The organism is Pandoraea oxalativorans (assembly GCF_000972785.3).
Lineage (GTDB): Bacteria > Pseudomonadota > Gammaproteobacteria > Burkholderiales > Burkholderiaceae > Pandoraea > Pandoraea oxalativorans.
Genome location: NZ_CP011253.3, coordinates 3,581,772 through 3,595,702, shown reverse-complemented (window position 1 = coordinate 3,595,702; position 13,931 = coordinate 3,581,772). Strand labels below are relative to the sequence as shown.

The window sequence follows — 13,931 nt, the reverse complement described above, 5'->3', positions numbered from 1 at the left end:
CGCCGACACCTTCCCCACATGATGAACACCGAATACCGTAAATCCCTGCCCGGGACGTCGCTCGATTACTTCGACGCCCGTGCTGCCGTCGAGGCCATTGCCCCGGGCGCGTACGACACGCTGCCGTACACCTCGCGCGTGCTGGCCGAGAACCTCGTGCGGCGCTGCGATCCGGCGGCGCTGACCGACTCGCTCAAGCAACTGATCGAACGACGTCGCGACCTCGATTTCCCGTGGTTCCCCGCCCGTGTGGTGTGCCACGACATTCTCGGTCAGACGGCGCTCGTCGACCTCGCCGGTCTACGCGACGCCATTGCTGCGCAAGGCGGCGACCCGGCGCTGGTCAACCCGGTGGTGCCGACCCAACTGGTGGTCGATCACTCGCTGGCTGTCGAGTGCGGCGGCTTCGACCCCGATGCGTTCGCGAAGAACCGCGCCATCGAAGATCGCCGTAACGAAGACCGCTTCGATTTCATCAACTGGACGAAGAAGGCGTTTCGCAACGTCGACGTGATTCCGCCGGGCAACGGCATCCTGCACCAGATCAATCTGGAGCGCATGAGCCCGGTGATTCAGGTGGCGGAGGGTGTGGCCTATCCCGATACGCTCGTCGGCACCGATTCACACACGCCGATGGTCGATGCGCTGGGCGTGATCGCCATTGGCGTGGGCGGGCTGGAAGCGGAGAGCGTGATGCTCGGACGCGCGTCGTGGATGCGCTTGCCGGACATCGTCGGTGTGAAACTGACGGGCAAGCCGCAGCCGGGCATTACCGCCACCGACATCGTGCTCGCGCTGACCGAGTTCCTGCGTAAGGAAAAGGTTGTGTCCGCATATCTGGAGTTCTACGGCGAGGGCGCTGCAAACCTCACGCTGGGCGACCGCGCGACGATCTCGAACATGGCGCCGGAGTTCGGTGCGACGGCGGCGATGTTCTACATCGACACGCAAACCATCAAATACCTGAAGCTCACCGGCCGCGACGACGCGCTCGTCGCGCTCGTCGAGACCTACGCGAAGCAAACCGGTCTGTGGGCCGACACGCTGACGAAGGCCGAGTACGAGCGCGTACTGACGTTCGATCTGTCGAGCGTGGTACGCAACATCGCCGGTCCCTCGAACCCGCACAAGCGTGTGCCGACGAGCGAACTCGCCGCACGCGGCATCAGCGGCACGGTGGAGAACGCGCCGGGTCTGATGCCGGACGGCGCGGTCATCATCGCCGCTATCACGAGCTGCACGAACACCAACAACCCGCGCAACATGATCGCGGCGGGCTTGTTCGCGCGTAACGCCAACCGGGCAGGTCTCGTGCGCAAGCCGTGGGTCAAGAGTTCGCTGGCGCCCGGCTCCAAGGCCGTCACGCTGTATCTGGAAGCGGCGGGTCTACTGCCGGAACTGGAGGCGCTCGGCTTCGGCGTGGTCGCTTACGCGTGCACGTCGTGCAACGGCATGTCGGGGGCGCTCGATCCGGTGATCCAGAAGGAAGTCGTCGAGCGTGACCTGTACGCGACGGCTGTCCTCTCGGGCAACCGCAACTTCGACGGCCGCATCCACCCGTATGCGAAGCAGGCATTTCTCGCCTCGCCGCCGCTGGTGGTGGCATACGCCATTGCCGGGACCATCCGCTTCGATATCGAGAAGGACGTGCTCGGCGTGACGGCCGACGGCAAGCCCATCAGACTCGCCGACCTCTGGCCGAGCGACGAAGAGATCGACGCCATTATCGCGAGCAGCGTCAAGCCGGAGCAGTTCCGCCGTGTGTACGAGCCGATGTTTGCCGCTTCGGTGGACCACGGGGAGCGCGCCGAGCCGCTTTACGACTGGCGCGAGATGAGCACGTACATTCGGCGTCCCCCGTATTGGGAAGGCGCGCTCGCCGGTGAGCGTACCCTGCGCGGCATGCGCGCGCTGGCCGTGCTGGGCGACAACATCACGACGGATCACCTCTCGCCGTCGAACGCGATCATGGCCGACAGCGCAGCAGGCGAGTACCTCGCGAAGATGGGCCTGCCGGAAGAGGACTTCAACTCGTACGCCACGCACCGCGGCGATCACCTCACGGCGCAGCGCGCCACGTTCGCCAACCCGACGCTCAGGAACGAGATGGTCGTGGTCGACGGACAGGTCAAAGCAGGGTCGCTCGCACGCATCGAGCCGGAAGGCCGCGTGACGCGCATGTGGGAGGCCATCGAGACGTACATGGCGCGCAAGCAGCCGCTCATCGTGATTGCCGGGGCCGACTACGGTCAGGGGTCGTCGCGCGACTGGGCGGCGAAGGGCGTGCGTCTGGCGGGCACCGAAGCCATCGTCGCCGAAGGCTTCGAGCGCATTCACCGGACCAACCTCGTCGGTATGGGCGTGTTGCCGCTGGAGTTCAAGCCGGGCACGAACCGCAAGACGCTCGGTATCGACGGCAGCGAGACGTTCGACGTGATCGGCGAGCGCACGCCGCGCGCCGACTTGACGCTGGTCATCCACCGCAAGAACGGTGAGCGCGTCGAGGTGCCGGTGACGTGCCGTCTCGATACCGCCGAAGAAGTCTCGATCTACGAGGCGGGCGGGGTGCTCCAGCGCTTCGCGCAGGACTTTCTGGAATCGTCGCAGGCCGCCGCCTGAGGAGAGATGGGATGGCGCATCAGCCACAAATTCGCATTCCCGCCACGTACATGCGTGGCGGCACGAGCAAGGGCGTTTTCTTCCGTTTGCAGGACCTGCCCGTCGCCGCGCAGACGCCCGGTGCGGCCCGCGACGCGTTGCTCATGCGCGTGATCGGCAGCCCGGACCCGTACGGCAAGCAGATCGACGGTATGGGCGGTGCAACGTCGAGCACCAGCAAGACGGTCATCATCGCGAAGAGCGAGCGACCGGGGCACGATGTGGACTACCTGTTCGGGCAAGTCTCCATCGACCAGAAGTTCGTCGACTGGAGCGGCAACTGCGGCAATCTGTCGGCGGCTGTCGGCCCGTTCGCGATCAGCGGCGGACTGGTGGACCCGGCGCGCGTGCCGCGCGATGGCGTGGCCGTCGTTCGCATCTGGCAGGCCAACATCGGCAAGACAATCGTCGCGCATGTGCCGATGACGGACGGTGCGGTGCAGGAAACGGGCGACTTCGAACTCGACGGTGTGACGTTCCCGGCGGCCGAAGTGCAGCTCGAATTTCTCGATCCGGCCGCCGAAGAAGAGGGTGACGGGGGCGGTGGCGCCATGTTCCCGACAGGCAATCTCGTCGACGATCTCGAGGTCCCCGGCGTGGGCACGTTCAAGGCGACGATGATCAATGCGGGCATCCCGACCATCTTCCTGAATGCCGAGGAGATCGGTTACAAGGGCACCGAGTTGCAGGACGCCATCAACAGCGATCCGAAAGCGCTTGCCATGTTCGAGACGATTCGCGCACATGGCGCGATCCGCATGGGGCTGATCAAGGAGGTGTCGGAGGCGGCGACGCGTCAGCACACGCCGAAGGTCGCGTTCGTGGCGAAACCGGCGGGCTACACGGCGTCGAGCGGCAAGGCGGTGAATGCCGTAGATGTCGATCTGCTCGTGCGCGCGATGTCGATGGGCAAGCTGCATCATGCGATGATGGGCACGGCGGCCGTGTGTATCGGCGCGGCGGCGTCGATTCCGGGCACGCTCGTGAATCTGGCGGCGGGCGGCGGCGAGCGTAACGCTGTACGCTTCGGTCATCCGTCCGGCACATTGCGCGTCGGGGCGGAAGCCAATCGGGAAGGCGGCGAATGGACGGTCACGAAGGCCATCATGAGCCGTAGCGCGCGCGTGCTGATGGAAGGCTGGGTGCGCATTCCGGGAGATGCCTTCTGACCGGACGCGGGGCCGGTACCGAACCGTCTCACCTCACAGGAGGTCGTCAATGTCCGCAGGTGCTTCGACCGTTGCGAATGTGCGTCCCTCGCCCGACAAGGTCCTGACGGACATTGCCGACTACGTCCTGACCTACGAGATCCGCAGCGATCTCGCCTTCGACACCGCACGCAACTGTCTCATCGACACGCTTGGGTGCGGCTTCGAAGCGCTCTCCTATCCAGCGTGTACCAAACTGCTCGGTCCCATCGTGCCGGGCACGGTCGTGCCCAACGGCGCGAAGGTACCCGGCACCCCCTATCAACTCGATCCGGTACAGGCCGCCTTCAATCTTGGGGCGATGATTCGCTGGCTCGACTTTAACGACACGTGGCTGGCGGCCGAGTGGGGGCATCCGTCGGATAACCTCGGCGGCATTCTGATGACCGCCGACTGGCTCTCGCGCACGGCCGTGGCGCAGGGGCAGCCGCCGCTGACGATGCGTCATGTGCTCGCGGCGATGATCAAGGCGCACGAAATTCAGGGATGTCTCGCCCTGGAGAACTCGTTCAATCAGGTCGGGCTCGATCACGTGGTGCTGGTCAAAGTGGCGTCGACGGCGGTCGTCGGCGAGATGCTGGGCCTGTCGCGCGACGAACTGATCGCTGCGCTCTCGCTGGCGTTCGTCGATGGGCAGAGCCTGCGCACGTATCGTCATGCGCCGAATACCGGCAGTCGCAAGTCGTGGGCGGCAGGCGATGCCACGAGCCGTGCGGTGCGTCTCGCGCTCATGGCGCGCACCGGCGAGATGGGCTATCCGTCGGTGCTCACGGCAAAGACGTGGGGCTTTTACGACGTGCTTTTCAAAGGCAAGCCGTTCGCGTTCCAGCGGCCTTACGGGTCGTATGTGATGGAGAACGTGCTATTCAAGATTTCGTTTCCGGCCGAGTTTCACGCGCAAACGGCTGCGGAGGCGGCGATGACGCTGCATCGTCAGTTGCTGGCAATGGGGCGCAGCGCGCAGGACATCGAGTCGGTGAAGATTCGCACGCATGCAGCGGCGATTCGCATCATCGACAAGCAGGGGCCGCTCGCCAATCCGGCGGACCGCGATCACTGCATCCAGTACATGGTGGTCGTGCCGCTGCTGTTCGGACGGCTGACGGCCGCCGACTACGAAGACGACGTGGCGGCCGACCCGCGCATCGACGCTTTGCGCGCGCGCATCGTGTGCGAGGAGGATCCCCAATTCACCCGCGACTATCACGATCCCGACAAGCGCTCGATTGCCAACGGCCTGAGCGTCACGCTCAACGACGGCACGGTGATCGACGAAGTGCTTGTGGAGTACCCGATCGGGCATCGACGACGTCGCGACGAAGGCATCCCGTTGCTGGTGGACAAGTTCAGAACGAATCTGGCGCGCCGCTTCGCCACGCGGGCCCAGGCGCGCATTCTCGAGGTGGCGCTGGATCGGCAACGGCTCGAAACCATGCCCGTCCACGAATTTGTGGACCTGATGGTGTGAGCGTGGCGTGGCACGCTCACACTATGCGTCCAACGTTCGATCCGCCTCTTTTGCCGGACTCGCGGTGAATACCGCCGAAGCGGCGATCTCGGCGGCGATGCTCGGTGTGGGCTTCGTGCGGGTGTCGTCGTATCAGGTGGCGCAAGCCGTGCGCGACGATGCGCGCTCAAACCTTATGCGTATAGCGCAGCCGCGCCATCTGTTCGGCGCTGTCGGTCAGCAGACCCGCGGCGTCGGCAATGGCCTTCTCCAGCGAGGTCGGACCGAACGTCAGCGAGAAGCAGCCGGAGAAGACGCGCGACAGACTCTCCAGCGCCGTGCGGTCGATGGCCCCTGAGAGCAGCGACGCCGTCGCGCCCGCCTTGATGGCGACCTGTGCCGCGATCATCGGTGTCTTGCCCGACAGCGTCTGAGCGTCGCTGCGGCCTTCGCCGGTGATCAGCCAGTCTGCGCCTTCCACCGCTTGCGGCAGCCCCACGCGCTCGGCCACCACTTCTGCGCCCGAGCGGAACTGCGCGCCCAGCAGATGCAGTGCGAAGCCAAGACCGCCCGCTGCGCCGGCGCCCGCGCGGCTGGCGGCTTCGCTGGCGTTGAATGCGCGGTGTGCGTGCCCGGCGAAGTGCGCGATGGCGCGGTCGAGCGGTTCGACCTGTGCTTCGCTCACGCCCTTCTGCGGGCCGAAAATCGCCGTCGCACCTTGTTGACCGTTGAGCGGATTGTTGACGTCCGACATGGCCACCAGTTCGCAATCCTTCAGACGCGCATCGAGCCCGTTCAGATCGATCGACGCCACGCGATGCAGCGCTGCCGGGACCGGTTGCACTTCTTCACCGGCTTCGTCGAGCAAACGCGCGCCGAGGCCGACAAGCAGGCCCGCACCGCCATCGTTCGTGCTGCTGCCGCCCAGACCGATCAGCACACGGCGCGCACCGGTGTCGAGCAGGGCACGCAGCAACTCGCCAAGGCCGACCGTCGAGCGTTCGGCCACCGGCGTCTGCATGCCGACCGGGTCGGTGATGCTCACGACGTTGGCGCTTTCCAGCACGCCCGTACCGTCGGGCATGACCCCGTACTCGGCCGTCACCGACGCCTTGCCCGCGCCACGCACGGACAACGGCACGCGCCGCCCGCCTGCCGAGAGCAGGGCGTCGAGCGTACCCTCGCCACCGTCGGCCATCGGGCGCAAGCGCAGATCGGCCTGCGGCAGCACGCGTGCGATGCCTGCGGCGATGGCTTGCGCCACTTCAGGCGCGCTTAGCGAACCTTTGAACGAATCGGGGGCGATGACGATGATCGGGGCTTGCGCATTGCTGGACATGGAAATCGGGACAGTCGCAAAAAGTGGAACGGGTTGGCTGGCGTCACGCGTGCTCGCTGTGCGCTTGTTGTTATCGCTTATGGCGTTCCGGCGCGGCGGTGAGATATCCGCAGACCGGGGGCAGAGCACACGCTGACTCGCTGCCGGATGGGGCGCGAGGCGGTGCGGCGAGTGTGACAGAAACCAGCAATATACGCGATTCGGGCCAGCGCGCATTGCGCGAATTGCCATGCTATGAATAACGCGAGTAAGATGAGCGCCAACTGGCGGTACGTCGCCCGAAAGGCTGCAAGGCCCGTGCAATCGATGTCCGGGACCTGTGCGGGTACGTGCCGGGCCAGTCGACCTGGAGATCGCGATCCGACGGTATTCGGGACGACGGGTCGACCAACAAAACCAAGACGGCGCGCGCGATGGCTTCGCACGGATGCATCAAGATGTCCGCAGGCCACCGCACAATCGCGCGCCGGATCAGATACCAGCATGTGTGGAGCGGGGCAATGGACCGGGGCATCAACACCAATTCCGACAGGGCGCGCGGGGCGAAGCGCCGTGTGGCAACCGCGCTCGCCGCGGCGGGCCTGACATTCGCTGTGTTGCTCGCCGGGTGCGCACAAACGCCTCCCGTCGCCGCGCCTGACGATCCGCCCGTGGGCAGCGTCGCCGATGTGGCCCCGGAGAACGTCAAAGTCGAGACCTTGCCCGCGTACCGCGACACCATCGACGACGCGCGGGGCAACGGCGCCGTCTGGCAGGGATCGTCGAAGAAGGCTTTTGCGCGCGTGAGCGCCTGCACGGCCCGGTTGTGGAAGAAGCAACTGCCTTACGCGCGTCTGCAACGCGTGAAGGCGGGCACGGGCCAGACCCTCGAACTCTCGTCGAACGACGACGGCATTCTCGCCATCCTCGACCTTGCACCGCGCAAGCCGGGCAGCGAAGGCTCGCTCTATCTCGGCTCGACCGGCCCGCAATCGCTCGCCGACGCCGTGCGTCAGTGCCTTTGAGGGCATGACCGGACACACGCCGGTCACGGTGGTGTCATACAACGACGGGGTATCATGACGGCGAACGCGCAGCCAGCCGGGCTGCGCGATGGTTTTTCTCTGCGTGCGTGCCGATGTCTCATACCGAATCCGCCGAATCCGTCGATGTCTCCGAAGGTCCGATCGCGGCTGGCGCAACCGGCGATGCCGGTCAGGCGTCGCTGAACCCGCGTCAGCAGGCGCTTTTCGACGCCGTGCGCCGCGACGGCTTTCTCACGGTCGACGAACTCGCCGCCCGCTTCGACGTCACCCCGCAAACCATCCGGCGCGACATCAATTTCCTTGCCGAGCGCAAATGGGTGCGTCGCTATCACGGCGGTGTCGGCTTGCCCGGCGGCGCGGAGAACGAAGCATACGACGCACGACAGACGCAACTCGCCGACGAAAAGCGCCGCATCGCGGTGCGCCTCGCCGAGCAAATCCCCGATCACGCCTCCCTCTTCATCAATCTGGGCACCACGACAGAAGCCGTGGCGCGGGCGTTGTCGCGTCACCGGGGGTTGCGCGTCATTACGAACAACCTGCACGTGGCGGCCATGATGAGCGGCTATGCCGACGCCGAAGTCATCGTCACCGGCGGGGTGGTGCGTGCCCGGGATCAGGGGGTGACCGGCGAGGCCACGCTCGATTTCATCCGCCAGTTCAAGGTCGACTTCGGCATCGTCGGTATCTCCGCCATCGATGCCGACGGCACGCTGCGTGACTTCGATTACCGCGAAGTGCGTGTGGCCGAAGCCATCATCGCGCAGTCGCGCACCGTGTTTCTGGCGGCCGATCACAGTAAGTTCGGACGTCCGGCGCTGGTGCGGTTGGGGCATCTGTCGCAGATCGATGCGCTGTTCACGGACCGTCCTGTGCCTCCAAGCATGGACGCCGTGATTGCCGAGGCGGGCACGCGGGTTCACGTCGCGGATTGATCGCTGACGCGAATTCGCACGTCTGGCCCATCGAAATGTGCGAATTCGAAACTCATGACGCGTGATCTGTTAGAATTCGAATGTTGATGTTCGAAAACGAACATTGCATTGCATTGCATTGCATCAATGCGAACATTTTCGAACTTTCCCTGATTTGACCCCCCATCGCTGGGAGTGATGACGTGCAGACACCCGCTCAAACGCCAATGGACAAGGGCTCGGCCCCCTCGGCCCCCTCGGCCCCCGCTCCGACTTCTGCCCCCTACGATTTGCTGGTCGTGGGCGGTGGCATCAATGGCACCGGCATCGCGCGAGACGCCGCCGGTCGCGGGCTGCGCGTGATGCTCGTCGAGCAGGACGATCTGGCGTCGCACACCTCGTCGGCGAGCACCAAGCTGATCCACGGCGGTCTGCGCTATCTCGAGTACTACGAATTCGGACTGGTGCGCAAAGCGTTGCAAGAGCGCGAAGTGTTGTTGCGCGCGGCCCCTCACATCATGTGGCCGCTGCGCTTTGTCATGCCGCACATGCCGAACCTGCGTCCGGCCTGGATGATCCGCGCGGGGCTGTTTCTTTACGATCATCTGGCGCGTCGCGAAATTCTGCCCGGCTCGCGCAGCATCGATCTGCGCCAGCATCCGGCGGGCGCGCCGTTGCGTCAGGACCTGACGCGCGGTTTCGTCTACTCGGACGGCTGGGTGCAGGACGCACGACTGGTCGTGCTCAACGCGCAGGATGCCGCAGAGCGCGGCGCGACGATCCTCACGCGCACACGTCTGGCCAGTGCAGAGCGTGGCGAGCACTCGTGGACAGCGCAACTGGAGTCGACCTCCGGCGAGCGTCAGACCGTGCGGGCGCGCGCCATCGTCAATGCTGCGGGGCCGTGGGTCGGTCATCTGCTGGGCGACGTGCTGCGTCAGCCGGCAACGCACCGCATCCGCAACGTCAAGGGCAGCCATATCGTGACGCGCAAGCTGTTCGATCACGACCACGCCTACATCTTCCAAAACCCCGATAAGCGCATCATCTTCGCCATTCCGTACGAGCGCGATTTCACGCTGATCGGCACGACCGATCTGGAGTACCTCGGCGACCCGGCGAAGGTCGAGATCAACGAAGACGAGATCGCTTACCTCTGCAAGTCCGCCAGCGAATACTTCACCCGGCCGATCGTGCCCACCGACGTTGTGTGGACGTATGCGGGCGTGCGTCCGCTGATGGAGGAGGAGGTGTCGAATCCGTCGGCGGTCACGCGCGATTACAAGCTCGAACTCGACGCGCCCGGCACGCGCGCGCCGCTGCTCTCCGTATTCGGCGGCAAGATCACGACGTACCGGCGTCTTGCGCAAGAGGCGATGTCGCATCTGCATGGTGCGCTGGGCTTCACGCATGGCGACTGGACGGCGGGCGCACCGCTGCCGGGCGGCGATATGGCCGAGCCCGACGCAGGCGTTTTCGAGACCTCGCTGCGCGCGCAGATGCCCTGGTTGCCGCCGTCGCTGGCTCAACGCTACGCGCACACCTACGGCACGCGCACGCATGTGCTGGTCGGCGACGCGAACTCGCTCGACGGCCTCGGCACCCGCATCTGCGGCGATCTCTATGAAGCCGAATTGCGCTATCTGGTGCAGTACGAGTGGGCGCGCACCGCGCAGGACGTCCTGTGGCGTCGTACGAAGCTCGGGTTGCATGTCGGCAAGGACGGGGAAGCCAGCGTCGAGCAGTGGTTTGCCCGGCATCTGGAAATGGCCGCCTGAGCGCATCGGGACGTCATCGCAATACCGCTACATCGCAATACCGCTATATCGCACAGCAAGACTAAAAAAAGCCGCATCAAGGAGACGAATGCAATGGCAGGAGGCGCCTACATCCTCGCGTTCGATCAGGGCACGACGAGCTCGCGAGCGCTGCTGTTCGATCGCGACGGTCACGTTGTCGCGACCGCGCAGAAGGAGTTCCGTCAGATCTACCCGCATCCGGGCTGGGTCGAGCACGATCCGCGTGAAATCTGGGCGACGCAGGCTGGCGTCGCCGCCGAAGCGCTCACACACGCGGGCGTCGGTGGCGGCGACGTCGCGGCCATCGGCATCACGAACCAGCGCGAGACGACCATCGTGTGGGATCGTCGCACGGGCGAGCCGGTGTACAACGCCATCGTCTGGCAGGATCGCCGCACGGCCGTCTTCTGCGACGCATTGCGTGCGCAAGGCAAGGAGGCGCTCGTCGCGCAACGCACCGGTCTTCGCATCGATTCCTACTTCTCCGGCAGCAAAATCCGCTGGATTCTCGATAACGTCGACGGCGCGCGCGAAGCGGCCGACGCGGGGCATCTTGCGTTCGGCACCGTCGATAGCTGGCTCGTGTGGCATCTGACCGGTGGCAAGCTGCACGTGACCGACGTGTCGAATGCGTCGCGTACGATGCTCTTCAACATCCACGCGCTCGAATGGGACGACGAACTGCTGGCGCTGCTCGACGTGCCGCGCAGCATGCTGCCCGAAGTCCGTTCGTCGAGCGAAGTCTATGGGCACACGGCCACACCGTTGTTCTCCGCACCCGTGCCGATTGCGGGCATCGCGGGCGATCAGCAGGCGGCGCTGTTCGGGCAGATGTGTCTGTCGCCGGGCATGGTGAAGAACACCTACGGCACCGGCTGCTTCATGGTGATGAACACCGGTGACAAGCCGCAGGCGTCGAGCCATAACCTGCTGACGACGGTCGCCTGGAAGATCGGCAACCGGGTGGACTACGCGCTGGAGGGCAGCATTTTCATCGGCGGCGCGGTGGTGCAATGGCTGCGCGACGGGCTGGGCATCATCCGTCATTCGCGCGATGTCGAAGCGCTCGCCACCAGCGTGCCCGATGCTGACGGCGTCGTGCTTGTGCCCGCGTTCGCCGGACTCGGCGCACCGCACTGGCAGCCGCGCGCACGCGGCACGCTGTTCGGCGCGACGCGGGGCACGACTGCCGCACACGTGGCGCGTGCCGCGCTGGACAGCATCGCGTTCCAGACGCTCGACGTGTTGCGCGCGATGGAAGCCGATGCGGGTCTGCATGTTTCGGAATTGCGCGTGGACGGCGGCGCCGCGGCCAACGATCTGCTGATGCAATGGCAGGCCGATTTGCTCGGCGCGGACGTGGTGCGTCCCAAGGTGATCGAGACGACGGCAGCGGGCGCGGCGTACCTTGCGGGACTCGCAGTGGGATATTGGCCCGACATCGACACGCTGCAACGTCAATGGCAATTGCAGCGACGCTTTTCGCGCAAGTTGTCCGAGGACGATGTCACACGCGCGGTGGCCGGATGGCAGCGCGCCGTGCGGGCGGCGAAGGTCTGGGCGGAAGCGTCTTAACGCATCGCCCGTCCGGGCGCGACATGACGGCGGTCCCCCGCGGCGTCATGCCGACGGTGCCGCCAACTCGCACATCGTTCGCGGGGATGACGTCGGGCCGATTTGGCCGGACTCGCAGGCGCGAGCGACCTGACGCAGGGACTTAGGGCGCAAGGCCCGGTGCGGCGCATTTGCATGATCGTCTCCCCGAATGCTCCCGACGCACGGTCCGTCTTTTCGTACGACGGTCACTGGTGCAATCCGTCCGCACCCGGGGCGCTCCCGGCGAGGGGATAGGCATCGGGCGTGCCGGGGCCATGTGGCGTGCATGGCTTGATTCCCGAGGCGGTCGGCCAGGCGAAGAGACTTCCCCGAGGGCGGACGGCTTGCCTCTTCCTAAATGCGAGAACCGTGCCAACGCATGCAACCCGTTGAATCCACAGGGGAGTTTGGCGAATGAAACGGGGGATTTACCGCTATGCAGCGAAAAACGTTTCAGGAATGAACGAGGACGAACGTACGGGCGAGGATGAAAAATACATGACGCGTCTGACGGCAATTTAGGCAATGCACTTGACAGCCAATGCCGGCGGGCGATTGCGCCGCCGGCATGGCACTTATGCAAAGGGTTATCAACAGTTGCTGTGGATATCCTTGCCGTCGGAGGTAAGGCTCGTTGTGCCCTCAGGTGGTCGGCTTCTGGCCGACGGTGAACGCGATTTCACCGACACCGGCCACACCGGCGCTCACCTTGTCGCCCGGTTCCAGCGGGCCGACGCCAGCGGGCGTGCCCGTGAAGATCAGATCGCCGGCGACAAGCTTCACGCTGCGCGAAATCTCGGCGATCAGGTCGGGCACCGACCAGATCAGTTCGTTGAGATCGCCGGTCTGACGGTTTTCCCCGTTCACGTCGAGCCACACACGGCCTTCGCTCGGATGGCCGACGTCGTCCACGGCGTGCAGCGGGCCGCACGGTGCCGAGGCGTCGAACGCTTTGCCCCAGTCCCACGGACGGCGCGTGTCCTTCGCCTGCTGTTGCAGATCGCGACGCGTCAGATCCACACCCACGCCATAACCCCACACCAACGACAGCGCGTCGCCTGCATCCACGTTCTCCCCGTCCGCACCGATGGCGACCACCAGTTCGATCTCGTGGTGCAACTCACTGGTGAGCGGCGGGTAAGGCAGGGTACCCTCGGCGGCGACCACGGCGTCGGCCGGCTTCATGAAGAAGAACGGCGGCTCGCGATCCGGATTACTGCCCATTTCGCGGGCATGCGCGGCGTAGTTACGGCCAACGCAGAACACGCGGCGCACGGGAAAACGGGCATCGCTGCCAGCAACAGCGACCGACGCCTGAGGCGGGGCCGAAATAACGAATTGGCTCATGAGAAGACTCTCGACTGATATGAGACGAATACCAACGACAAACACAGAACAACAAACACCGTCCGGCTATCAAGGGCCGGACGACGTGGGAAATTCAACCACTTCGCGCCGTTTTCAAATCACTTGGCGAAGACCTGCGACATATCCGCGAACGCCTTGAACTCCAATGCGTTGCCCGACGGGTCGTAGAAGAACAATGTCGCCTGTTCGCCGACCTGCCCCGCGAAGCGGATATGCGGCTCGATCACGAAGCGGGTGCTGGCGGCGCGCAGGCGCTCGGCCAGTGCATGCCACGCGGGCATGTCAAGGATAACGCCGAAATGCGGGACGGGGACTTCGTCGCCGTCGACCGGGTTCGTGATGCGCTTGCCAGCCTCGTCGGGCGAGAGGTGTGCGACCAGTTGATGGCCGAAGAAATCGAAGTCGATCCAGTGGTCCGAGCTGCGGCCTTCGGCACAGCCCATCACGTTGCCGTAGAACTGGCGGGCGGCGTCGAGATCGTGGACGGGAAAGGCGAGATGGAACAGCGGTGTGGCCATCAGAGTCTCCGGTGCAATGTGGGGTTAAATTCGGGGGGGGGGCGGTTTTTCGGTGCGAC

10 protein-coding genes are annotated in these 13,931 nt (G+C 65.2%); 7 read left to right on the top strand and 3 right to left on the bottom strand.

Annotated elements, in window-relative coordinates; genetic code table 11:
- Positions 1 to 18 precede the first annotated feature (18 nt).
- From acnD to MB84_RS15830, 3 genes are read left to right on the top strand one after another with little or no spacing between them, the layout of a single operon-like run.
- On the top strand, positions 19 to 2,619 hold the full coding sequence (gene acnD, locus MB84_RS15840; protein WP_046292468.1) for a Fe/S-dependent 2-methylisocitrate dehydratase AcnD: 2,601 nt from the start codon (positions 19 to 21) through the stop codon (positions 2,617 to 2,619).
- Positions 2,620 to 2,630: 11 nt separating this feature from the next.
- Positions 2,631 to 3,827 (top strand): 2-methylaconitate cis-trans isomerase PrpF, encoded by a 1,197-nt coding sequence (gene prpF / locus MB84_RS15835; protein WP_046292467.1) that lies wholly within the window; start codon positions 2,631 to 2,633, stop codon positions 3,825 to 3,827.
- 49 nt (positions 3,828 to 3,876) lie between these two features.
- The gene (locus MB84_RS15830; protein WP_046292466.1) at positions 3,877 to 5,334 is read left to right on the top strand and encodes a bifunctional 2-methylcitrate dehydratase/aconitate hydratase; all 1,458 of its coding nucleotides are present in this window, start codon (positions 3,877 to 3,879) and stop codon (positions 5,332 to 5,334) included.
- 166 nt (positions 5,335 to 5,500) lie between these two features.
- On the opposite strand, the gene MB84_RS15825 is transcribed toward MB84_RS15830, so the two are convergent.
- Entirely contained in the window at positions 5,501 to 6,652 is a 1,152-nt protein-coding gene (locus MB84_RS15825) for a glycerate kinase (RefSeq protein WP_046292465.1), read from the bottom strand.
- A gap of 500 nt (positions 6,653 to 7,152) precedes the next feature.
- On the opposite strand from MB84_RS15825, the gene MB84_RS15820 reads away from it, so the two are divergent.
- The 4 genes from MB84_RS15820 (at position 7,153) to glpK (ending at position 11,965) form a co-directional block, all read left to right on the top strand.
- Positions 7,153 to 7,656, top strand: a complete 504-nt coding sequence (locus MB84_RS15820) for a hypothetical protein (protein WP_046292464.1) — start codon at positions 7,153 to 7,155, stop codon at positions 7,654 to 7,656.
- A gap of 113 nt (positions 7,657 to 7,769) precedes the next feature.
- Positions 7,770 to 8,612 (top strand): DeoR/GlpR family DNA-binding transcription regulator, encoded by an 843-nt coding sequence (locus MB84_RS15815; RefSeq protein ID WP_157122751.1) that lies wholly within the window; start codon positions 7,770 to 7,772, stop codon positions 8,610 to 8,612.
- A 206-nt stretch (positions 8,613 to 8,818) separates the two neighbouring features.
- Entirely contained in the window at positions 8,819 to 10,369 is a 1,551-nt protein-coding gene (glpD, locus tag MB84_RS15810) for a glycerol-3-phosphate dehydrogenase (RefSeq protein ID WP_046292463.1), read from the top strand.
- Positions 10,370 to 10,462: 93 nt separating this feature from the next.
- On the top strand, positions 10,463 to 11,965 hold the full coding sequence (glpK, locus tag MB84_RS15805; RefSeq protein ID WP_046292462.1) for a glycerol kinase GlpK: 1,503 nt from the start codon (positions 10,463 to 10,465) through the stop codon (positions 11,963 to 11,965).
- Between the two features lie 663 nt (positions 11,966 to 12,628).
- On the opposite strand, the gene MB84_RS15800 is transcribed toward glpK, so the two are convergent.
- The gene (locus MB84_RS15800; protein WP_046292461.1) at positions 12,629 to 13,333 is read right to left on the bottom strand and encodes a fumarylacetoacetate hydrolase family protein; all 705 of its coding nucleotides are present in this window, start codon (positions 13,331 to 13,333) and stop codon (positions 12,629 to 12,631) included.
- Between the two features lie 119 nt (positions 13,334 to 13,452).
- Entirely contained in the window at positions 13,453 to 13,875 is a 423-nt protein-coding gene (locus MB84_RS15795) for a VOC family protein (protein ID WP_157122750.1), read from the bottom strand.
- Positions 13,876 to 13,931: the final 56 nt, after the last annotated feature.